General features: G+C 65.0%; 11 protein-coding genes. 7 read left to right on the top strand and 4 right to left on the bottom strand.

Annotated elements, in window-relative coordinates; translation table 11 throughout:
- From NLI89_RS09785 to NLI89_RS09775, 3 genes are all read right to left on the bottom strand, one after another.
- Positions 1-302: hypothetical protein (locus tag NLI89_RS09785; RefSeq protein WP_254686877.1), on the bottom strand; the 302-nt coding region annotated here is incomplete at its 3' end.
- Positions 303-789: 487 nt separating this feature from the next.
- Positions 790-2,754: a putative bifunctional diguanylate cyclase/phosphodiesterase gene (locus tag NLI89_RS09780; protein WP_254686876.1), complete on the bottom strand. Its 1,965-nt coding sequence runs from the start codon at positions 2,752-2,754 to the stop codon at positions 790-792.
- Between the two features lie 154 nt (positions 2,755-2,908).
- The gene (locus NLI89_RS09775) at positions 2,909-3,397 is read right to left on the bottom strand and encodes a DUF882 domain-containing protein (RefSeq protein ID WP_439144502.1); all 489 of its coding nucleotides are present in this window, start codon (positions 3,395-3,397) and stop codon (positions 2,909-2,911) included.
- A gap of 286 nt (positions 3,398-3,683) precedes the next feature.
- Between NLI89_RS09775 and NLI89_RS09770 the strand changes: the two genes are divergently transcribed.
- On the top strand, positions 3,684-5,075 hold the full coding sequence (locus NLI89_RS09770; RefSeq protein ID WP_302675706.1) for a L,D-transpeptidase family protein: 1,392 nt from the start codon (positions 3,684-3,686) through the stop codon (positions 5,073-5,075).
- Positions 5,076-5,219: 144 nt separating this feature from the next.
- On the opposite strand, the gene NLI89_RS09765 is transcribed toward NLI89_RS09770, so the two are convergent.
- Positions 5,220-5,540, bottom strand: a complete 321-nt coding sequence (locus NLI89_RS09765; protein WP_254686873.1) for a hypothetical protein — start codon at positions 5,538-5,540, stop codon at positions 5,220-5,222.
- A gap of 242 nt (positions 5,541-5,782) precedes the next feature.
- Here NLI89_RS09765 and NLI89_RS09760 point away from each other — a divergent pair, with 242 nt between their 5' ends.
- From NLI89_RS09760 to NLI89_RS09735, 6 genes are all read left to right on the top strand, one after another.
- Positions 5,783-5,953: a hypothetical protein gene (locus NLI89_RS09760; protein ID WP_254686872.1), complete on the top strand. Its 171-nt coding sequence runs from the start codon at positions 5,783-5,785 to the stop codon at positions 5,951-5,953.
- Between the two features lie 397 nt (positions 5,954-6,350).
- Positions 6,351-9,551 carry a TonB-dependent receptor gene (locus tag NLI89_RS09755; protein ID WP_254686871.1) on the top strand — a complete coding sequence of 1,067 codons (3,201 nt, stop codon included), beginning with the start codon at positions 6,351-6,353 and terminating at the stop codon, positions 9,549-9,551.
- A gap of 87 nt (positions 9,552-9,638) precedes the next feature.
- Positions 9,639-11,195 (top strand): tryptophan halogenase family protein, encoded by a 1,557-nt coding sequence (locus tag NLI89_RS09750; protein WP_254686870.1) that lies wholly within the window; start codon positions 9,639-9,641, stop codon positions 11,193-11,195.
- Positions 11,192-12,436 carry an ROK family transcriptional regulator gene (locus NLI89_RS09745; RefSeq protein ID WP_254686869.1) on the top strand — a complete coding sequence of 415 codons (1,245 nt, stop codon included), beginning with the start codon at positions 11,192-11,194 and terminating at the stop codon, positions 12,434-12,436. Before NLI89_RS09750 ends, NLI89_RS09745 begins: the two co-directional genes overlap by 4 nt.
- Before the next feature lie 384 nt (positions 12,437-12,820).
- A complete protein-coding gene (locus tag NLI89_RS09740) occupies positions 12,821-20,047 on the top strand; it encodes an autotransporter outer membrane beta-barrel domain-containing protein (protein ID WP_254686868.1) in 7,227 nt (2,408 codons plus the stop codon).
- Between the two features lie 208 nt (positions 20,048-20,255).
- Positions 20,256-22,952 carry a M1 family metallopeptidase gene (locus NLI89_RS09735; RefSeq protein WP_254686867.1) on the top strand — a complete coding sequence of 899 codons (2,697 nt, stop codon included), beginning with the start codon at positions 20,256-20,258 and terminating at the stop codon, positions 22,950-22,952.
- Positions 22,953-22,980: the final 28 nt, after the last annotated feature.

Here is a 22,980-nt window from a genome sequence, read left to right as displayed (position 1 = left end):
AAAGCGAATTGTGAGTCGTCAAACTTGGTAACCGTTGGGGTTTCTATGACGAAGCGACCCGGTCTTTCAGCATCACGACCTGCCGAATATCCGACGTTTATGGTTCCCTTATCCAAACCAGAGCCGATCAGCCCTAGAGTCGGTTGGAAGTAGAATTCGCGATGCCACCTAGCTAGGTCGCCGATACAACTGCTGCGAGCCGTGACAGCTTCGATACGAGCAACTTCATAAACCGATGGTTTGCCGACAGAGCATCCCGCAACCTGTAACAATCCCCAGAACGTGACAGCTAACCCCCGCACGCTTTGAAGCTGAACGAGTGGCCGGTGTTAGGCAAGGCCGAGAGGCTCGTAAGAGCCCAAGATTGGGCGTTTTCAGACATGCGGCAGTCCCACGAGAAACCTGCGCCTCCTTAACATAACGACCCGGCTTCTGGGATGCTGGTGACGGGCGAAAACGGCAAGTAACGGCTGTTTTCCGTCTTGCACTGTGCGTCAACTACGAAACCAGTGGGCCATCCCGGAACCAGTCGGCACTCGTCCCCAACATGCAACCGCCATTCCCGCGCAGGCGGGCACCCATATCGGCAAAACCCCGCGAGATGACCGCGACCTCCCGAGCATCGCGGTCCCCGCCTCCGCGGGCCCGAACTGCCGAATGTCGATCCGCCATGGTGCCGGCCGTGATGCTGGCCGGAAAGACCTGGTCGGAGCGTTGCGCCGTACGCCGCCCTCAGCGCCTTGCAATCAAGACGATCCCACAGCTGTTCGGTAGCCCCGGCTGCGCTCGTTACGGGTGCAGGGCCGACGCCGTCGGGCCGGTCGCGCGAAGCGCTTCCACCGCCTCGCGCGCGGCCATCGGTCGTCCGAAGAAATAGCCTTGTGCCTCCGCGCATCCGAGTTCCCGAACGATCCCGAGCGCGAATTCGTCCTCGATCCCTTCGGCGATGACGGCCACGCCTAGGCTGGCCGCGAGCCGCGTGATCGCCAGCACCATCCGGTACGCCTCGCTGTCCCGTTCCAGCTCCTGTACGAACGATCGATCGATCTTGATCTTGTCGAAGGGGAGCATCTTCAGATGCTGGATCGACGAGAAGCCCGTCCCGAAATCGTCGAGCGCCAGCAGCATGCCCTCGCTTTTGAGCGACTGGATCAATCGCTTGGCGTTCGCGGGCTCTGCGATCAGCGCGTTCTCGGTGATCTCCAGCGTCACCCGCGATGCGGGAAACCCGGTGCGCGCGAGTACGGCGAGAACCTTGTCGCTGAACCCCGGGTCCTTGAGCTGCACGGGCGAAACATTCACCGCCAGCATGATGTCCGGCCCCCATGCCGCGGCATCGATGCAGGCGCGGTCGAGCAATTTGAGCATGAGGTCCCCGACCAGCCCGCATTCCTCGGCGATCGGGATGAATTGGTTCGGGCCGATCTCCTCCCCGTCCGGCCGGTGCCAGCGGGCCAGCATCTCGAAGCCCTGGATAGTGCCCGATACCAGGTTCACGATCGGCTGGTAGAAGGGCAGGAACGCGTCGCTGGCGATATCCTCCCGCAGCGCGCGTTCCAGAACCGAGCGCCGCGTGATCTCCACGTCCATCCGCGGCTCGAACATCTGGTACTGGGACCGGCCGTTTTCCTTGGCCTTGTACAGCGCGATGTCGGCCTGCCGCATCATCGTCTCGCGATCGGCTGCATCGCGGTGGACCAATGCTATGCCGACGCTCGCGCCGATATGGTGGACGAGCCCGCCGACCTGGAACGGTGCTGCCAGGCCATCGACGATGGCCTGTGCCAGCGAGGTAGCGGAATCCTTGTCGGGGTCGGTCGTCTCGATGATCACCGCGAACTCGTCGCCGCCGAGCCGATAGGCGACACCGACGCCGGCGACGATACCGGTCAACCGGGTCACCACCGCCTGCAACAGGCTGTCGCCCGCGGGATGGCCGTGAACGTCGTTGACCGCCTTGAAGCGATCGAGGTCGAGGACCAGCAGGGCCAGGTGCGTCGAGCAGCGATCCCGAAAGCCAAACCTATCGAGCTGTTCGCTCAGCGCCCGTCGATTGTACAAGCCCGTCAGAACATCGCGATAGGCCAGTTCCTGGGCGCGTTGCTCGGCGTCGCGCGCACGCTCCCGCTCCAGCTGCATGTCGGATCGGCTTCGCACCACCTCGGTAAAGCCGGCATAGCTGGTGGACATCGTCCGCAGGATGAGGATGGCGACGATCACGAAATTGGCACCGGTCCCGATCAGCTGCCAGTCGCCGGACATCAGGAGTTGGACGGTGACGGGCAGGGCGCCCAGCAACAGCACCAGCCGGCCCGCGGTCGGGAGGGTCAGCAGGCAGTAACAGCAGCTGATCGTGCCGACGAACACATAGAGCGCGACCGCCATGCTACGCTGCGGCTCGGCTTGCTCGAACAGCACCATGCCCCACCCGCCGAATGCCAGGCTGAGGATCGTGGCGGCGATGATCGTTCCGCGAAGATAGCGCCGTATATCGGCAGGCGGCGCGGCGACTTTCCTTCGGCGGAGCCACAGCCCGGCGCGCGCGGTTATGGCGACCGACAGCGCAACCGGCACGCCCAGGCTCATCGCCAATGGTATGTCGTCGTAGGAGGAAACCGCCAGGAAGACGATGTCGATGAACATCAGGGCGTACATGAGCGGGATCTGCTTGCGCAAAGCCGCATATTGCTCCGCGAGCAACACGTCCTCAGTATCCGCCCCTGGCGATGGTGCAGGGGAAGGCCAGTCCGACATCCGCGCCTCGCTTCGCCTTTCCTAAGTGATCCAGGTTATGGCGGAAGTGTTGAGAATTGGTGTGCTCGGCGCAACCCGAGTATTCGTCCCGCGCGCGACCCGGTCGCAGCGCATCGAAACGCATCGACAAGGCCCTGCCGGAACGGACCTGCCGTCAGCTCCAGTGACGCAGGGCGCCCGTGTCGACATGCACGAAGCCGTCGTGCGGATAATAGCCGACGCCGCCTGCGCGCAGCGACAGCGCGGCATCGCGGAGGCGGTTCAGGTGCACGCCGGGGATGGCGATGTCGGTCGCCTTGCCGAGCATGTGCTGGCTCTTGCTGGCGACGCCGTGCGATCGGGCATGCATCCGCCCATTCGTCTTCGGACTGCGGTAGGCCGAGACCAGCCGTAGCGGCTTGTGCGACGACACGTCGAGGCGGTCGCGGACGTGCACCAGCAGGTCGAGGAGTTTCGGGTCCATGGTTCGCGTGGCCCCCGTGCGCCAGTCCCGCATCGCGTGGTTCAGCTCGGCGAGGCCGTCCGCGCGGTAGCGGCCGTTGGCGAAGAAACAGGCATCGTACCGCTCGCCGGTATTGGCATTGAACAGCGCAAGGCGACGCTCGGGCGACCGCGCGGACGCGCGTTCGGACAAGGCCGCCATGACGAGGGCCGCGGTCCCGCCGTTCAGCAGATCGCGGCGGGAAAGCAAGGCGTTGGGCAAGATATCGGTTCCACTCAAAAGATTGCCTGCACCCTAGGGCCATCGTCCTTGCTCGTCCGTTTACCCACTACGCATTGGCCGGCGTCTGTCGTACCGCATGACCCGTTCACCCGATTGTCATCGGTCGGCGTGCATTCGGAGCAGGCTGATCGGCAGCGCGGTGTCCAAGCGAATCTGGGAGTATGGTGTGCGTTCAACAGTCGGAAAATCGCTGGCCTTGGGGCTCATGCTGTCGGCGTGCAGCGTCAACGTCGTGCCGAACCAGAACGAGGCGTCGAGCACGGATGCGGCGACCACGCCCGCGCAGTGGAGCGACCGGACGACGCAGCAACTGCGCAAGGCGATCGATGCCCGCGCCGCGCACGGCCTCGATCATGTCGATTTCGGCGCCACCTCCGGCAAGGATGGCGACCCGACCGCGCAGGCGTTGCGCTTTGCAGGCGCCCTGGCGCGCGGTGCGTCGGATCCGGCCAAGCTCTACGACGTCTATACCGTGCCGCGCCCGGCGCCCGATCTGAAGGCGGGCCTGGCCGCCGCACTGCGCGCCGGCGATCTGACCGCGTGGCTCGACAGCCTCGCGCCCCACGATGCCAATTACGCCAAGCTGTCGAGCGCCTATCTCGAACTCCGGCGGCGACCGGCGGCGCCCGTCGCCGACATCGCGGTCACCGGCAAGGCGATCGAGCCGAACGCGACCGATCCCCGCCTGCTGGTTATCGCGCGCGAACTGGTCGTCCTCGACTATCTCGGTGCCGATGCCGCGCAGGGCGATCGCTATGGGCCGGCGATGGTCGACGCGGTGCGCCGGATGCAGGCGGATTACGGCATGAAGCCCGACGGCATCATCGGCAGCGAAGCGCTGGCGATCCTCAATATGTCGGACGTCGACCGCGCCCGCGCGATCGCCGTCGCGATGGAGCGGTTGCGCTGGCTGGAACGCACCCCGGCGGCGACGCGGATCGACGTCAACATCGCGGCGGCACGGCTGACCTATTGGCGCGACGGCAAGATCGCCGACAGCCGCAAGGTGATCGTCGGCGAGCCCGACACGGAGACGCCCCAACTGGGCTCGCCGATCTTCCGGCTGGTGGCGAACCCGACCTGGACGGTGCCCCGCTCGATCCAGGAAAAGGACATCGCAAAAAAGGGCGCCGGATACCTCAAGGCGAACAACATGGTCTGGAAGAACGGCTGGATCGTGCAGCAGCCGGGGCCGAAGAATTCGCTCGGCCTGGTCAAGTTCGACATGCAGAACGACCACGCCATCTACCTGCACGACACCCCCGCCAAGACCCTGTTCGCGATGGTGCAGCGCCAGCGCAGCCATGGCTGCGTCCGGGTCGACGATGCGCTCGGGTTCGCCGAGCTATTGGCGAAGGATGGCGGCGTGCTCGACCAATGGCATCAGGCCCGCGCCACCGGCAAGGAAACCTTCGTCAAGCTGCCGCGGCAGATCCCCGTCCGGATGCTCTACCAGACGGTATTGTTCGACGATGCCGGCGAGCCGATCGTGCGCAACGACCCCTATGGTTGGGACGACCGCGTCGGCGCGGCCCTGGGCTTCAAGGCCGGCAAGGCCTTGCGCGTCCAGACCGGCGCCGCCGATGTCGGTCCCTGAGGCCTGAGCCCGAATGCACGGCGCGAGCGCACGCGACGGTCATCGGATATCAACCAGAACGAGAGGGCGGGCGACGTGTCGGCCGCACGCCCTTTCGACCGCACGCCCTTTCGACTCCATCACCGAAGTCGCCGGGATCAGCGTCTAGTTTCCATGCAAGGCGATCTGCGAGCGGATCACGGCGGTCAGCGCAGCATCCATCTCCCCGACGCCCCGATCGGACAGTGCATAGACCCGGCGCTGGTCCTCGGTCTCGGTGACGTCGACGGTCCCCGCGCATTCGAGCACCTTCAGCCACCGCAGGATCACCGACTGCGGCACCGTGCTGCCCTGCGCAAGCTCGTCGATCGTCACGTCCCGGCGTTCGCCCCGCCCGACGACCAGCTTCAGAAGGATGTCGAGTGCCGGATCCGCGAGGATAGCCGACGGCAACGGGCCATGCAGCGCCTTGCGGGCCGCCAGCATGCTGTATGCACAGGATAAAAGCTCGGCAGGTCCCAAGTCGTTCGGTGCGACGAATATCGTTGCCACGGTGCCCGCCATCGCCCTTGCCTCCTGATGCCGCCCGTCGCAGCCACGCCGCGGCAAGTTGATGAAGAATCTGTCATGTTGCAACTGGTTTCATTTTCTACCGGCACGTGGCACACGACCATGGCGTTTACGTTACCCAAGGTCCGCTCATCATATTGGCTGCAATAGGCTGCTGCATGCGTAACAATACCGACCCGATCGCCAGGCTGACCTATGTCGCCGGTGTGGTGCACGAGGCGCTTACCATCGTCGACGAACAAGGCGAGTTCATGATCGCGGCAAAGCTCGATGAAAGCCTGAACTGCATCCGCGACCGAATCGACGCCCTGAAGTCGCAGAAGATCTGACCTGTCGAGGTCGCGCCGGGAAGCATCGTTGCAAGCGTTTCAGGCAAATCCATAGGCGGAACCGCGCGCTGGCTGCACCGTCGAGGCAACCCCCGCAACACGGCGACCCATGGCGGATCGACACGCGGCACTCCGAGCCCGCAGCAATTCCAGCATCCGTCCGTCAACCATGACCAATTCCAGCGACTACGGCATCAACTAAAGCAACTTGCATTATTTAATTGACGACGACGCCAACGTCCGCGAAAGTTCCTGCGCTTCTAGACGACGATAAGTCGCGATTGGTGCAGGGAGAGGGGTGCTGAGCGCGTGTGCGCTGCTCAGCCAGATACTTCCGAACGCCAAGTGGAGTGATCGCCAGCAATGGTGGTCCGCAATGGCTCGGAGGAGAACGCCCGTGAATTCCCGCGTACAGTCCAAGACGATACTGATGATGGCCGCGTCGGTCACTGCCCTCGCTTATGGTGGAGCGGCGAACGCCCAGCAGACGTCGACCACGCAAGGCGTTCTTCAGTCGGCGCCGACCGACCAGGCGGCGTCTCCCACGGCGGTTGCGGCCGACCAGTCGAGCGAAGCGCAGAACCCCAGCACGCCGACCAGCGACGCGGGAGCCGAAGGGGCCGACATCGTCGTCACCGGCATCCGCGGCGCGCAGCAGCGGGCAGTCAATTTGAAGCGCGATGCCGCATCGGTGACCGACTCGATCTCCGCCGAGGACATCGGCAAGCTTCCCGACGTGACGATCTCGGATTCGCTCCAGCGTATCCCGGGCGTCCAGATCCGCCGCGACGCGGGCGAGGGTGCAGCCATCAACATCCGCGGCCTGCCGCAGGTGACGACGCTGCTCAACGGCGAGGCCTATCTCGGCGCGCAGTCGATCACGACGATCCAGCCGAACTTCAACGACATCCCGTCGCAGTTGTTCGCCGGCGCCGACGTCATCAAGTCGAGCACCGCGGACCTCCTGAACGCGGGCATCACCGGCACCGTCAATCTGCGCACGCGGCGTCCGTTCGACCTGAAGAAGGGCTTCACCTTCGCCGCCGCGGCCGAGGGCGCGTATGGCGACAAGACCAAGGAATTCGATCCGAACCTGAACGGCCTGTTCGGCTTCCATGGCGAGAAGTTCGGCTTCCTGGTGTCGGGAGCCTATTCGAACCTGCATCTGTCGAACTCGCACAACGGCATTCAGGAGGGTTACGGCGCGGCGCTCCACAACGAGCAGTTCAACACCGAGGCCAACCCGACCGGCGACGTCAACCTGAGCAGCGGCTTCTCGCCGGCCAATCGCCCCAAGGGCACGATCGTCGGCACCGGCCGCGACGTGAACGGCGACGGCGATGCGAACGACATCTTCATCGTGCCGCAGGGCTTCACGGCCTGGGACAAGGTCAACCAGCGCGAGCGGATCGGCATCAACGCCTCCGCGCAGTGGGAGATCAGCGACGCGCTGACGCTGAACGCAGATGCGTTCTTCACGCGCCAGAACGAGAATGACCGCACCGCCGGCATCCAGATGCAGAACGTCAACTGGCAGGCGGCCGAGTTCGTACCCGGTCAGTCGCGCGATACCGGATCGATCGTCACGCAGACCGCAACCAACTCCCTCAACCAGACAGTCTCGCGCGATTACAATCTCAACACGACCCAAGTCTATAATTACGACCTCGGCAACTTCGATTCCTACGCGCAGAACGATCGCTTTGAATCGCAGTCGCAGAACTACAATGTCGAGTTAAAATACGACAATGGCGGTCGCTTCAAGGCGAGCCTGCGCGGCATCTACGGCAAGGCCTATTCCAACTACGACCAGAGCTATTTGCAGTTCAGCCCGTCCAACGGCGCGCAGTGGCAGCCTGGCGGTGTCGGCCATTATCCCACCGGCGACGTTGCGTTCAATCCCGCCGGCTACGTGGTCAACACTGTCGCGGGCACTGCATCCTTGCCCGCCACCGTGGATTTCACGGGTAACCAGCCAGTGTTCACACTGCCGGCGCAGTTGACCGGCCTGCTCGGCGACATCAACAATTACGCGATGAAGACGACTTCGTCGGAGGGCAATTATAGGCGCAAGGGTGATTTGAAGCTGGTCCGCGGCGATGCCTCGTACGAGGCGAACGACAATGTCAGCATCGCCTTTGGCGGTCGCTACAGCGAGCGATCGGTCGACGATTTCGAGTTCGACCGCGCCGCGCCGCTCTATGCGGGGCAGGCGTCGCAGACCGGCGGGTGCCTCGTGAAGTGGAAGGCGTTCGACGTGGGCATGAACGACCAGACCTGCTCGGCCGTGTCGGGCACCTTCGGTACGCCGGGGTTCCAAGCCTATACGGCCGGCGTGGTCCGCAACGCGAGCGATCCGATCTTCAACGGCCAGGTCAAGCAGTACACGCTGCCGGGTGCCGGCCTGCCGCCGATCTACGTGCTCGACCCCAAGGTGATGGATAACGCTCTGGCGTTCCAGAACAGCTTCTATCCCGGCAACGTCGAAGTGCAGAATCCCGGCGCTTCGTTCAACGTCGGCGTGAAGCAGATTTCGGGCTACGCGCAGCTTAACGTGAAGGGTGACGTGTTCGGTATCCCGGTTTCGGGTAATGCCGGCCTGAAGATCATCAACACCAAGCTCGACATTACTCAGTTCGTGACCGGGGCGCCGCGACCCTATGGCCTGGCGAATGCGAGCAACGGCACGGTCGAGACCAAGCGCAGCTTCACCGACTTCCTGCCCGCGTTTAACCTTGCGTTCGAACTGTCGCAGAACCTGAAGCTGCGTGCCGCCTTCTCGAAGACCATGACACTGCTCGACCTCAACCAATGGGGCGGCGGTCTCAACCCGACCTACGCGATCCAGCCCGGCGCGCCCGGACAGGCTCCCGTGTTCCGCGTCACCGGCGGCAGCTCGAACGGCAACCCGTTCCTCGATCCGTGGCGCGCCACCAACGTCGAAGGGTCGCTGGAGTATTACATCGGTCGCAGCAGCCTGATCAGCGTCGGTGCGTTCTACATCGACGTCGCCAGCTTTATCCAGCAGGGCAACATCATCCGTACCGACCTGCCCGATAACGACGGCGTTGTGCGCAACCGCACTGTGTCGATCAGCACGCCGATCCAGGGCGAGGGCGGTACGCTGAAAGGCGTCGAATCCGGTGCCAAGCTGTCGTTCAACGACTTCGCGTTCATGCCGTCGATCCTGACCAACTTCGGCATCGACGCCAACATCACCTATTCGCCGTCCGATTCCGGTGCGGTCGATCTGAAGGGCGATGCGATCCCGTTCCAGGACAATTCGAAGATCCAGACCAACCTGGCGGGCTTCTACCAGGACGATCATTTCCAGGCGCGCGTCGCATGGAATTATCGCTCGAAGCGCGCGGTGCAGCAGAATTTCGGCGGCATCCAGGGCCTCGAACTCTATCAGCAGCCGACCAACTATATCGACGCCTCGATCAGCTATGACTTCACGCAGAACCTGACGCTGTACGCGCAAGGATCGAACCTGACCGGCGAATATGAGAAATACTATCTGACCTTCCCGGATTCGAAGGCCTACAACAACATCTACGAGCGCCGGTTCATGGCAGGCGCGCGCTTCAAGTTCTGATCCGCGGCATCGGCATGGACATGATGCCCGTCATCCTGTTTTCGGATGACGGGCATCGGTGTGGGTGACGGGAAGAAGGGGGACGGTATGACGAACGGGCCGCTTGGAGCGGCAGCGGACCGCGCACCGCTGCGATCGATCGTGATCGTTGGCGGAGGCACGGCCGGGTGGATGGCGGCGACGCTGCTCGCGCGTCGGCTCGAACATCAGCCGGTGAAGATCACCGTCGTCGAATCCAGCGCCATTCGCACCGTCGGCGTCGGCGAGGCGACCGTGCCGGGTATCCGCGATTTCTTCCGGGAGATCGGCGTCACCGAGCAGGAGGTGATGGCGGCGGCGCAGGGCACGGCGAAGCTCGGCATCGAATTCGTCGACTGGCACCGCAAGGGGGAAGGCTTTTTTCACCCGTTTGGCCTGTACGGGATGCGGTCCCGCGGCGTGGCGTTCCATCATTACTGGCGCAAGATGAACGCCGCGGGGCATCCGACGCGGTTGGCCGACTATTGTCTCGCGACGGCGCTCGCCGAACGTAACCTGTTCATGCTGCCGACCGACAAGCCGGTGCACGACCTGCTGTTCTTCGATTGGGCGGTGCATTTCGATGCGGGGCTGTACGCGCGTTTCCTGGCGGAGAAGGCGGCCGAATGGGGTGTCGAGCATATCGACGCCACGATCACCGATGTCCGTGTCAACGATGCGACCGGGTTTATCCGCGGCGTCGATACCGCGTGCGGCAAGGCGATCGACGGCGACTTGTTCGTCGACTGCTCGGGATTCCGGTCGCTCCTGCTCGGCGGGGCGCTCGGCGTACCGTATGAGGACTGGAGCAACATCTTGCCGTGCGACCGGGCGGTCGCCATCCCCTGCGCGCGGACCGGGCCGCTGACGCCGTATACCCGCAGCACGGCGCTTGCGGCAGGGTGGCAATGGCGGATCCCACTCCAGCACCGCGTCGGCAACGGGTATGTCTATGCCAGCCGGCATGTGTCCGACGACGAGGCGGTCGCGACGTTGCGCGGCCGGCTGGAGGGGGAGGCGCTGGCCGAACCGAACCTCATACGATTCCGCACCGGTCGGCGGACCGCGTTCTGGCAGGGGAATTGCGTCGCGCTGGGGCTCGCCGCGGGCTTCATGGAGCCGCTGGAATCGACCAGCATCACGCTGATCCAGACCGGGGTTGAAAAGCTGCTGGCCTTGCTGCCCGACCGTCGGTTCGATCCGGCGCTCGCGCAGGAATACAACCGGACAACCGCGCTGGAATATGAACGTATCCGCGATTTTCTGGTGCTGCATTATGCGGCGAATGGTCGGCACGGCGAGGCGATGTGGGACCGTTGCCGCGATACCGCGCTGCCCGAGACGCTGGCGCACAAGCTCAGGCTGTTCAAGGCGCGCGGGCATCTGGTGCGGTACGAATGGGAATCGTTTCAGGATCCCAGCTGGCTGTCGATGTATGCGGGGTTCGGCATCGATGCGGCGGCGCATGATCCGGTGGCCGATCGTTTCTCGGTGTCGGATCTTCAGGCAGCGTTTGCGCGGATGAAGGATTCGATCGCGCAGGCCGTCGCGCTTGCCGAGCCGCATGCGGCGTTCCTCGGCCTGTCCGAAGCCGCGCCGACTTTCATGATCCCGCCAGCGAAGTGAGCAAACCGATGGATTTCTCGGAACTGGATCTGTCGGGTCACGGCAGCGTGACGGCCAATGATCGCGCCGTGCGGCTCGGACCCAGCCTTTCGGGGACCAATCTGGAGCGGGCGGGGGACTATAATCAGCGGGTGGTCCTTCAGGTGATCCGGCGCAACCCGGACATCACCCGCAACGAGATCGCGGCGATGACCAATCTCACCTCGCCGACGATCGCCAATATAACGGGGCGCTTGTTCGAGGCCGAGCTCATCGTCGATGCGGGGCGACGGTTCGGGGGGCGCGGACAGCCCGCGACGCGGTTGCGGATCAATCCGGAGGGGTGTTTTTCGATCGGGCTGAACATCGACCGCGATCATGTGACGCTCGTGTCGCTGGATCTGGCGGGGACGGTGCGGTCGCGGTTCACGCGGCAGGTCGCTTTCGCGATGCCCGAGGACGTGGTGCGGATCGTCGGCGAGGGGATGGAGGAGATCCGCCGTGCCGGCGTGATCCGGATCGACCGGGTGCTGGGGGTCGGGGTCGCGCTGCCCGACGATCTGGGGCAGGTCGACCTGCCGCACCGGCCGCCCAACTACGACCGCTGGGGCGATGTCGACCTCCGCAAACTCCTCGTTGAAGTAGCCCCCTGGTCCATCCACACCGACAACGACGCCGCCGCGGCCGCGATCGGAGAGGCCCAGTTCGGCGACGGCCACGATCATGTCAGCTTCTTCTACATTCTCGTCAGCGCGGGGCTGGGCGGTGGTGTGGTGATCGACGGCGCCTATTACCGTGGTGCGAACGCGCGGAGTGGGGAGATCGGCTTTCTGCCGCTTGCGGCGGATCCGACACGCGTGTTGCAGGACGTCGTATCGCTGTCGGCATTGTCCACCCGGCTCGAGGCTGCGGGCTTGGTCCTTGCCGGGATCGACCCCACCCAGCCCTTTCCGATCGCGTTCGCGCCGCATGTTGATGCATGGGTGGATTGCGCGTCGGATGAGTTGGTGCCGGCGCTGAGGGCGGTGAACTGTCTGGTCAATCCCGCGGTGGTGCTAGTCGGCGGGCGTCTGCCGGATGATGTGCTCGACCAGCTTGCAGCAGCGTCGTATCGCAAGCTCGTAGCCGCCGCGCACGGTATGCCAACATTGGCGCCGATCGCTCGGGCCAGTCTGTCGAGAGATGCACCTGCGGTCGGAGCAGCAATCCTGCCGTTCCTCGATCGCATCCTGCCGTCCGACGCAATCCTCATCAAGGGGTGACCGCCACTGGTAGATAATGCGGTCCAATGCATGCTGATTCAGGATCGCGATACTGACCAGCTTTTCGACTGTGATCGGCAAGAGACAGTGCCCACGCGACCGCCAACGTGACGCGCACGTGGCATGTCGCTCCATGGGCCGATTGGAGTGTTCAATTGAGGCGGCGGTCACAGTCTTCGCACCGTAGTTCGACCACGAACTGGTTAAATCGAACGGCTACAGAGACGCGGTCACATTAGTATGTCCGGACCGTTGCTCAGCGATATTCGCGTCCACGGAAAGCCATTCAGAACGGGCGCAATTTACCTGACCAATTCACTCATGTGGCTCGACAGTGGGACAGCAAGCGATTAGCCCCCGTTCGCGAGATCAGGGGGATATGTAATGGGGAATAACATTGTGCCGACGCGGCGTGTTCGCGCGCGCGCGCTAGAGACGAGCGCGATTGCGGCAGCGCTTGTGCTTTCGGTGCCTGGTTTCGCGCAATGTGCGCCCGACCCACCCCGCGCCGACGTCGTAACAACCTGCACGGGTACCGACGCGGATGGCATCGGCATAACCGCGCCGGGTGCTACGGTCGTAGTAGACGGCAGCGCGACGGTGGTCGGCTTGTCCGCGCCGGCGATAGCGGTGAATCTCCCCTCCGATCCGAATGTCTTCGGCACGCGAACGGCGTCGATCAGCGTTGCGGGAACCGTGAACGGTGGCCTTCAGAGCGGCATCGACGTGCGCTCAGGCACGGTACCGTCGGGTTCGTTCGACTTCTACGGTACGCATGTCGACATCGCGGTTCAGTCGGGCGCAACCGTCGCTGGCGTGAACGGTATCACGGCTGGATCGTCGCCCGGCAACAGCTATGGCGTGGCTTTGGTCAGCCTAACTAACGCCGGGACGATAACGGGGACCGGTGGTCCGGCGTTGCTCGCAACCGAGCCCGCAAGGGGCGGCTTCGACGTCATAGTCAACACTGCAACCGGCTCGATTGCGGGGATCAGCGGCGCGGTCGGGCAACTCGCCAATGCGGGCATGATCGATGGGGGAGTTCGGAGCGCGATCGAGCAGACAACGACCTATAATTCGGGGGTCAGGGCAGGTGCGTGGACGAATGAGGGCACGATCCGGTCCGCGTCGAACGCAGCGACCCTCGCGAATTTTTCGCAGAGCGCGTCGCTGACCAACAGCGGAACGATCCGCAACGATGGCACCGGCGCCGCCGTGCAGGGTAGCAATCTGAAGATCACGAACTTGGTCGGGGGGCAGATCGGTACTGCTGGAATTACGGCGTTGGTGGCGGGCTCGGCGATCCAACTGGTCAACGCCGGTACGATCACGGGGGGCATCGTCGCTGATCCGGGTCAGGGGACGGGGTTTTTCAGTGTTGTTGATTCCACGGTTGGCATCATCAATGGCAACGTATCGCTCGGCCGGGGCAACGATCTTGTCTACGCGCGGTACGTCGGGACGTCGGCGCTGGTAACGGGGATCACGGGCAGCCTCAATGGCGGCGAGGGGACCAATTCGATCGTCCTGGCACCGACGACCGACCTGACGGTGAACACCGCGATCACGCTGCCCGGTGGCTTCCAGCGGTTGCGGCTCGATCCGGGCGCGGAGGCGACGGTCACGTTAGCCGACGGCTTCGTCACGCCCGGTACGATCGAACTGGCGGGGTATGGCAGCATCGTCAACGACGCCACGATCACGACCAACGGCCAGGCGTTCGTGCAGTCCTATTATGTAACGGGCGGCCCGACCTTCACCAACAACGGCAGCATCCAGACGAGCGTCACGCAGGGATATTATGCGGTAAGCCTCGGTAATTCCATGCTCACGAATGCCGGGACGATCGCATCGAATGGCAACGGCATCGCCCTGTCGGGCGGCACGCTCGTCAACACCGGATCGATCGTCGCGGCGGGCACCGCCGCCTCGTTATTCGGCGGTGCACTCGAAAATCGCGGGCTGATCCGTTCGACGGCGGGCATCGGCGTCGAGCTGAGCGGCAACACCGACAACATGCCGGCGATCAACAGCGGCCGGATCGAGGGCGCCACCTTCGGCGCGGTGACCGGGTATGTGTTGACGAACAGCGGGACGATCGCAGGCCTGGGGAGCGGCACCGCCGTCGGGCTTTCCAATTACGGCGTGCTCAACAACCTGGCGGGTGGTACGATCAGCGGCGGGGCCAATGCCATCAGCGGCCGCGATCCCTATGGCTCGACGAGCGTCTATAACGGCGCGGTCTTCAATGCCGGGACGATCGACGGCGACGTGACGTTCGTATCGCCACGCGATACCGGCTACGGTAGCGGCAACGCCAACCGCTTCGTCGCGCTGACGGGCGGCGTGCTGAACGGCAACCTGACGCTGGGCAAGGGCGACACGCTGGTCGTCGACTTGGTCAATCCCGGGCAGACTGCCTTCGCCGGGATCAACGGCACCGTGATCTCCAACGCCGGCCTGTTGCGCTACCGTGTGAGCGGCCAGCAGAGTGCCGTGATCGGCGCAGTCGGGCCGTTCCTCACGGCTGGGTACGAGCTCGTCGATAGCGCCACACTGACCCTGACCGCAGCCGCGGCACAGACGCTGCCGATCGTGCTTGCCGGCAACGGCACAGTCGACCTAGCCGCCGATGTCGCCGTGACCAACCAATCCGCGCTGCGCATGGCATCGGCGTCAATCGTACCCGGCACGACGACGGGCGGTTCGGACGGATCGACGGAGGCACTGACCGTCGTCAGTCGCGGAACCCTGAGCGGAACGATCGACGATTATTTCGCAGGTGCGTTGGGCGTGGCGGTTCTCGGTTCGAACAACACGCTGCAGAACGAGGGAACGATCCGCGCGGCGTACACGGCAACCAACGGCGGCGATGCGTTCAATGCCGCCGTCGTTTATACGGGTACCCTGATCAACAATGGCCGGATCGAGCTGAACGGGAGCTACGGCACCTACGGCGTCACGGACGTGATCAACACCGGCACGATCATCCAGACCGGGCCTCGGGCGTCCGTCGGGATCGGCAACGCCAGCACCGTCGCGAACAGCGGCACGATACAGACCGCAGGCTTCGCGATCAGCGGCGGATATTCGTCCGGCTCCTACGTGACGAACTCCGGCACGATCGCGAGCACGGGCGGCGTGGCGATCGGCAATATCTCCGGTGGCCAGGTCACGAACCTTGCCGGCGGTACGATTTCCGGCGTCGGCGGTACGGCGATCCGGATGGACGGCACGGTCGAAAATGCCGGCACGATCATCGGTTCGGTCGATTTCAGCTCCGGCTTCTCCAGCGGCGGGTCGACCTACTTCGCCAACGGCGGCACGGTCGCTGGCAATGTCAGCTTCGGGTATGGCGACGACACCTTCGTCGCCCTGAACGACGTGATCGGCGTGAGCGGCACGGTCGATGGCGGCAATGGTGACAACGTCTTCGTTCACGCGCGAAACACGAGCGGCACCGTGGCATTGGGGACCTTGCCAGCGGCCAACGTCGTCAATTTCAATCTCGAGGGCATCCGCGCGCTGGGCGCCGGAACGATCCTCACGGCGACCGCATCAAACCCGTTCCAGTCCGACCTTTATCTCTCGGGTGACGGCAGCATCGTCAATGCCGCCACGATCGAAGGCGCGGTACTGAGCGGTTACTATGATTATATGAGCGCCGATCCGGCCGCCCAGCTGGTCCTGTCCAGTTTTACGAATCAGGGAAGCATTCGCGACGGTTTCTTCGGGACCGCACGGAGTTTCACCAACACGGGGACGATCGGTTCCACGTCTCTTGCGGGCGGAGCCGTGTCGATCGACAGCGCGAACGACGTCAGCTTCGTCAACAGCGGCCGCATTTCTGGTGATGACAGCTACCAGACCGTCCATCTTTCGACCTATGCGGGATCGATCGTCGCGACGAACACCGGCAGCATCGAGGGGGGATTGACCGCCTCGGCCGGGAATTACTTTGGCTATTCTGACGCCTCACTCCCGTCATCGGCGATATCGTTGACCAACGCGGGCGTCATCTCCAGCGCAGTCCAGGCCGTATCGCTCTATATCATCGACTGGACGGGTCTCAGCGGTACCGTGTCGCTGGCCAACAGCGGTACGATCGAGGCGGCTGGGCCGGGTGGCGCTGGCGCCTCGGTCGGCGTCTATAGCTATAGCGATCTCACCGGTCCTGCCACAATCGGCGTGACCAATTCCGGGACGATCCGCGCCAATGGCGGGGGAATCGATCAGGTCTATTTCGACACCTATGGCACTGCGTATCACGTGACCCAAGCCGCCAACGCGCTCGGCTTCAGCGCCAGTTCGGGCATTGCGAGCATCACCAATATGGCGGCCGGCGTGATCGAAGCGACCGGCGATCGTTCTGTCGGAATACTGGGCTACGGCGCTGGCTTGGATCTCACCAACGCCGGTACGGTCCGCGGCGGCGTGGGCACGACGCTTGCCAGCTACGACGGGTTGATCGACACGATCGGCTCGACCTACCTCGCCGGCGCGATCCAGACGGTCGGCGGCGTAGACGATCGGATCGTCAACACCGGCACGATCATCGGCTCCATCGCGCTGGCCGGCGGCAACGACAGCATCGAGAACCGCGGCACGATCCGTGGCGACGTGTTCCTCGGCTCGGGCGACGACGTTTTCCTCCAGCAGGCGAGCGCGACCCTGGTCGGCACCATCGATGGCGGCGAGGGGAATGACGGGCTGATCGTCGATGCCACCGGCGGCGGCGCGGTGAACGGCGACCAGTTCGTCAACTTCGAACGCTTCACCCAGACCGGATCAGGCAACGTCATCTATTCGGGCAGCTTTCGCTTCGACACGATCGGCGTCAGCGGTGGCAGCGTCACGGTGGCAGCGGGGCAGATCCTGAGCAGCGACGGCGCGGTGACGATCACCGGCGGCGACGGTGCCGAGACCGTGACGAGCAATGGCACCATCACCGGTTCGGTCGACCTCGCAGGCGGCAACGACCGCGTCGTCAACGCCGGCGCGATCCTCGGCTCGGTCGCGCTCGGCAGCGGCGACGACGAATATGTCGAGGGTCTGGGCAGCCGCGTGGCCGGCACCGTCGATGGTGGTGCGGGCAACGACCTGTACACGGTGATGCTCGCGGGCAATCGCAACGGCATCGGCCAGCGTACCGGCTTCGAGCGGCTGGGCATCGCGGGCAACGGCATGCTGTCGCTGGCGCTCGACCAGGATTTCACCAGCGTCGCGCTGGCAGGAACCGACCTCGACCTGGTGCTGGCCGGGCATCGGATCGGATCGCTGACGGGTAGCGATGCGGCCGAGACCGTGGTGGTCGATGGCGATCTCGCCAACGTCTCGCTCGGTGGTGGTGACGATCAGCTTTCGCTGGGGACTACAGTCGCGATGGGACGCTATGATGGCGGCACGGGCAATGACCTGTTGCGCTTCGCCACGACGGGGCCGGTTACGCTGGCCGGCAGCGCTACCGGCTTCGAGCAGATCGCGCTGGCGGGCAGCGCGCTCACGGTGACGGGCGCGCTCGGTTCGACGGGTATGCCGCTGTCGTTCGGAAACGGCGACCAGCAACTGACGCTGGCGAGCGGCGGCACGCTGGCCGGCGTGATCGATCTCGGCGCGGGTAACGACGCGTTCCGCTGGATGGCGGGCGGGATACTCAACGGCACTGTCTCTGGTGGCGCGGGCAGTGACACGGCGACGATCGGACTGGTGGGCGTACCGACGGGCGATCACGTGCTTGCCGCCGGCGTGCTCACCGGGTTCGAGACACTCGCGACCGAAGGTAACGGCACGTTATCGCTGTCGGGCACGCAAAGCTACGACCGGGTTGTCGCCAATACCGACCTTGTCGTTCTCGGTGGCGGATCGCTGACCGCGGGGCAGGTCCAGTTCGGTGGCGGCAACAATCGCCTGGCCGTCCTCGGCCAGTTTGCCGGGTCGGTCGATGGCGGAGCGGGTACGGACACGATCGCCGTAACAGGCGGTACCGCAACCGCGCCCGTCGCGTTCGGCAGCATCGCCAATATCGAGAATTTCGGCATGGCGTCGGGCTATGCGACGATCGCGGGCACGGCGGTGCTTGGCAGCGTCGACCTGACCGGCGGACGCCTCGTCGGGCTGGCTGGATCGACGATCGGCGCGACGCAGATCACCGTGCGGCAGGGTGCGACCTTCGGCTCGGCGGGAACGGTGAACGGCAATTTGGTCGTGGCCGGCACGCTGAGTCCGGGCGCGTCGGCGGGTACGATGACGGTAAACGGCAACGTCGCGCTGCAGGAAGGATCCGTGTCGCTGTTCGAACTGACACCAGCGGTATCGGACAAGCTCGTCGTCAATGGCGCAATATCGATCGCGTCGGGTGCGACGCTCCAGATCGTTACCAGCGGGACGCTGCGCGCCGGCGTTTCGTACGACCTCGTCGTTGCCAGCGGCGGGATCACGGGAGCCTATTCGACGGTGCTCAAGCCCGATAGCCTGTTCGGCTTCGTGGTGCAGCGGGCGGATCGGATCCAGCTTCTCGGCCAGTTCCTGGGGGATGCGGCATTCTCGCCGCAGGTGGCTCGCAGCATTGCCTATGCAAATACGGCGCTGGCCGCGCAGCCCGCCACCAGTGCGCTATTCGCCGCGGTGCCCGCGCTGCTGACCGCGTCGGGCGCGTCGAATCCGACCGCGTTCGCGCAATTGACGCCCGAGGCCTATGCGTCGGCGACGCAGATCGGTGTCGATAACGCGCTGACGCTGTCTGGTGCGGCACGGGGTACGGCCTTCGCGGCGACCGGCGACACGGTCCACGCCTACACCTTCGCACAGGCGCTGGGCGGTTGGCATCGCTTCGGCGCGGATGGGGGCGCGGGTACCTCGGCAACGCAGAGCCGCAATTACGGCTTCCTGGGCGGGATCGGCATCGGCGATGCATCGTGGAGCGTGGGCGCGTTCGGTGGTTATCTCAATACCCGCCAGCAGATCGAACGGCTGGGTGCGCGGACCCGTGCGGATGGTTTCGTGGCGGGCGTGCATGCGCGCTTCATGGCGGACACAGGGTTCGGCATCACCGGATCGGTGATGTACGACGGCGGCAAGGCGTCGACGACACGCGCGCTGCCGGGGACCGCGGCTGGTGTCGGTCGCTATGACCTGCACAGCTGGGTCGGCGACCTCTCGATCGGCTATGGGATTGCCCTGGCATCCGATTGGACGCTGCGGCCGCGCGCGGGGATAACCTATGTTCGCACGACCCGTGACGCGACGGACGAGACCGGCGGCAGTGCCTTTGCGCTGACCGTGGCGCGAGACCGCCATGTCGCAGGCTTTGCGGATGCGGGGCTGTTCCTCGGCCGAAGCGAGGCGTCGTCGGCGCCGTTCCGCCCGTTCGCGTCGTTCGGCGGGCGCTATCAGGTCCAGGGCCGACGGGTCGATGCGCTGGCAGGCTATGCCGGCGGTGGTCTCGGTCTCGAGGCACTGGGCGCGCAACGTTCCAAGCTGGTGGGCACCGCGCAGGCTGGCGTTGGATATCGCCTGCCAAGCGGGCTCGACCTGTTCGCGGCGGCAGGATCGCAGACCGGTCGCGATGATCACCAGGAGAACATTACCGCGGGAGTGCGGCTGCGGTTCTGAGGATCGGGACGGGCGTGCAATCGGCTTGGCGTGATCCGCCATGCCGATTCCGCACCCGGTAGCCGTCCTCAGTCGCTGCGGGGGACGGCTACCGGCGTTGCTTTGCGGGGGGCTCTACGCAGGTTGCGTTATGGCGCCGCCAGTCAAAGCGCTTGCCGCCGCCATCCTGCTGACTTACATCTCTACTACACCTTAGTCGGGAATTTTAATGCGCACCTCCTTCGTCATCGGTTTCACCGCCCTGCTGCTGTCCACGACCGCGCAGGCGAGCCCGGCACCGGCACCGGCGCCGGCACAGGGGCCATCGCAACAGGGTGCACCGACCAAGGCGGCGATCACCCCGGATGCGAACGCGCCGAAGGGGAGGCTTTCCGACGCCGCGGTTCCCAAGGCGTATCGTCTCGATTTCACGATCCTGCCGGAAAAGGACAGCTTTTCCGGGCATGACGAGATCGACGTCACGCTGAAGGCGCCGACGAAATCTCTCTACATCCACGGCCGCGACCTGAAGATCGCGAAGGCGGTCGCCATGGTCGGCGGGAAGGCGACGCCGGCGGTGTTCACGCAGGTCGACCAGAGCGGGACCGCGCGGCTGGACTTCGCGCAGACGCTGCCGGCGGGCGCGGCGACGCTGGCGTTCGATTACACCGGTAGCTTCGGCGACAGCGCGTCGGGCGTGTTCCACGTCAAGGTCGGCGACGCCTGGTATAGCTGGACGCAGTTCGAAAGCATCGACGCCCGCGCCGCGTTCCCGAGCTTCGACGAGCCGGGCTTCAAGACCCCGTTCACCGTCTCGGTCACGACGCACCCCGGGATGGTCGCGGTCAGCAACGCGCCGCAGCTGGCCGTCACCAAGGTCGCGGGCGGGATGGAGAAGCACCAGTTCGCCCCGACCAAGCCGCTGCCGACCTATCTCGTCGCGTTCGACACCGGTCCGTTCGTCCATCAGACCGGGATGATCCCGCCGACGCCAGAGCGGCCGACGCCGATGCCGTACGGCGCGGTCGCCACCACGGCGCAGAAGGACAAGATGGGCTATGTGATGGCCGAAACGCCGCGCATCGTCTTGCTGCTCGAGAAATACTTCGGGGAGCCGTTCCCCTTTCCCAAGCTCGACCAGATCGGCACGCCGATCATGGCCGGCGCGATGGAGAATGCCGGCGCCGACACGTATGGCGACGGCATCATCTACCTCGCGCCGGGAGCGACCACCCGCGAAAAACAGTCGTTCGGGATGATCGTCGCGCACGAACTGTCGCACCAGTGGTTCGGCGATCTCGTGACGCCGGCCTGGTGGGACGACATCTGGCTGAACGAGAGCTTCGCCAACTGGATGGGCTACCGGATCGGCAACGAATGGCGGCCCGAACTCAACATCGGCGTCGGCGCGCTGGCCGAGGGCTTCGGCACGATGAACACCGATGCGCTGGAGGTCGGCCGTCCGATCCACCAGCCGATCACCGAAAACGGCCAGATCGATTCCGCGTTCGACAACATCACCTATGGCAAGGGCGGCCAGGTCGTGGCGATGATCGCCGCGTATCTCGGCGACGAGAAGTTCAAGGAAGGTGTCCGCCTCCACCTCAAGCGCCACGCCTACGGCAACGCGACGTCCGAACAATTCTTCGAGTCGATCTCCGATGCCGCCAAGGATCCGCGCGTGCTCGCCGCGCTGAAGTCGTTCGTCGACCAGCAGGGCGTGCCGGTCGTCGACGTGCGGCGGCAGGGCAATGGCCTCGTCGCCACCCAGTCGCGCTATGCATTCCTGGGCTCGTCGCCGCCGCCGCTGAGCTGGACGATCCCGTTCTGCGTCCGGGTCGGCGCGGCGAAGCAGTGCGCGCTGCTCGACAAGCCCGCGACGACGATCGCCGCGCCCGCCTCGGGCGTGATCATGCCCAATGTCGGCGGTGCGGGCTATTACCGCTTCGACCTCGCGCCCGCCGACTGGCAGTCGTTGATCGCGGCGTCGGGGACGCTATCGCCGGGCGAGGCGCTCGCCACCACCGACAGCCTGTGGGCGGCGTTCCGCGCCGGCAAGGCACCGGCGGCCTGGCTGTTTGCCGAAGCCCGCGCGGTCGCCGCGAACCCCGACGCGACCGCGAGCATCGACGGTGGCCGGCGGATCGCCGGGCTGCGCGCGCGCGGCCTGATCACCCAGGCATCGCTGCCGGGCTATCGCGCGTTGCTCGCGTCGATCTACACGCCGCGCCTCGCCGCACTCGGTTTCGATCCCGCCGCCGGCGCCCACGCGAAGGACGACCCCGACCGTCAAAGCCTGCGCCACGACCTGGTCGATCTCGTCGCCGACGAAGCGCGCGACACCGCCGTCCGCAACACGCTGAAGGTCGCGGGTGAGAAATATCTCGCCGGCGATGCGACGGCGCTCGATCCCGGTTTCATCGGCAGCGCGCTGACCGTGGTGGCGCAGGAGGGCGGCTTGCCGGTGGTGAAGACGCTGATCGACAAGGCGCTGTCGAGCGAGGATCCGACCTTCCGCCAGAACGCAATCGGTGCGGCGGCGTCCAGCGGGCGCGCCGAGGCCGCCACCTATCTTCTCGGGCTCGATGACAAGCGGATGCGCAGCTACGACAAAATCGCGCTGATCTTCGGCATCGTCGGCAACGCCGACACGCGCGACCTCGGCACCGACTGGATCCTGGCCAATTACGAGACGCTTCTCGCCGGCGGCACCGGTATCTTCCTGACCAGCCGCCTGCCTCAGGCGCTCGGCACGCAGTGTGGCGCCGACCAGGCCGATCGGATCGACGCAAAGGTCGGCGCCCTCATCCGCAAGGCCGATGTCGGCGTGCTGACCTATGATCGAACCTTGGAAAGCATGCGCCATTGTGGCGTACTGCGCCAAGCCAAGTCCGCCGAGATCGCGGCGGCGCTGGCCGTAAAATAGCGGATCGGCGTTCGGTCGCACGGCGCAC

The sequence above is a fragment of the Sphingomonas faeni genome (assembly GCF_024273235.1).
Taxonomy (GTDB): Bacteria; Pseudomonadota; Alphaproteobacteria; order Sphingomonadales; family Sphingomonadaceae; genus Sphingomonas; species Sphingomonas faeni_A.
Note: the sequence above shows the minus strand (reverse complement) of the source record. Positions and strands in the feature narration are given on the sequence as shown.

Excerpts from the sequence above, each read along its gene's own strand:
- NLI89_RS09780 (WP_254686876.1), bottom strand. The coding sequence starts at position 2,754 with ATGTCGGACTGGCCTTCCCCTGCACCATCGCCAGGGGCGGATACTGAG.
- NLI89_RS09775 (WP_439144502.1), bottom strand. The coding sequence starts at position 3,397 with ATGGCGGCCTTGTCCGAACGCGCGTCCGCGCGGTCGCCCGAGCGTCGC.
- NLI89_RS09770 (WP_302675706.1), top strand. The coding sequence starts at position 3,684 with ATGCTGTCGGCGTGCAGCGTCAACGTCGTGCCGAACCAGAACGAGGCG.
- NLI89_RS09765 (WP_254686873.1), bottom strand. The coding sequence starts at position 5,540 with ATGCTGGCGGCCCGCAAGGCGCTGCATGGCCCGTTGCCGTCGGCTATC.
- NLI89_RS09760 (WP_254686872.1), top strand. The coding sequence starts at position 5,783 with ATGCGTAACAATACCGACCCGATCGCCAGGCTGACCTATGTCGCCGGT.
- NLI89_RS09750 (WP_254686870.1), top strand. The coding sequence starts at position 9,639 with ATGACGAACGGGCCGCTTGGAGCGGCAGCGGACCGCGCACCGCTGCGA.
- NLI89_RS09740 (WP_254686868.1), top strand. The coding sequence starts at position 12,821 with ATGGGGAATAACATTGTGCCGACGCGGCGTGTTCGCGCGCGCGCGCTA.
- NLI89_RS09735 (WP_254686867.1), top strand. The coding sequence starts at position 20,256 with ATGCGCACCTCCTTCGTCATCGGTTTCACCGCCCTGCTGCTGTCCACG.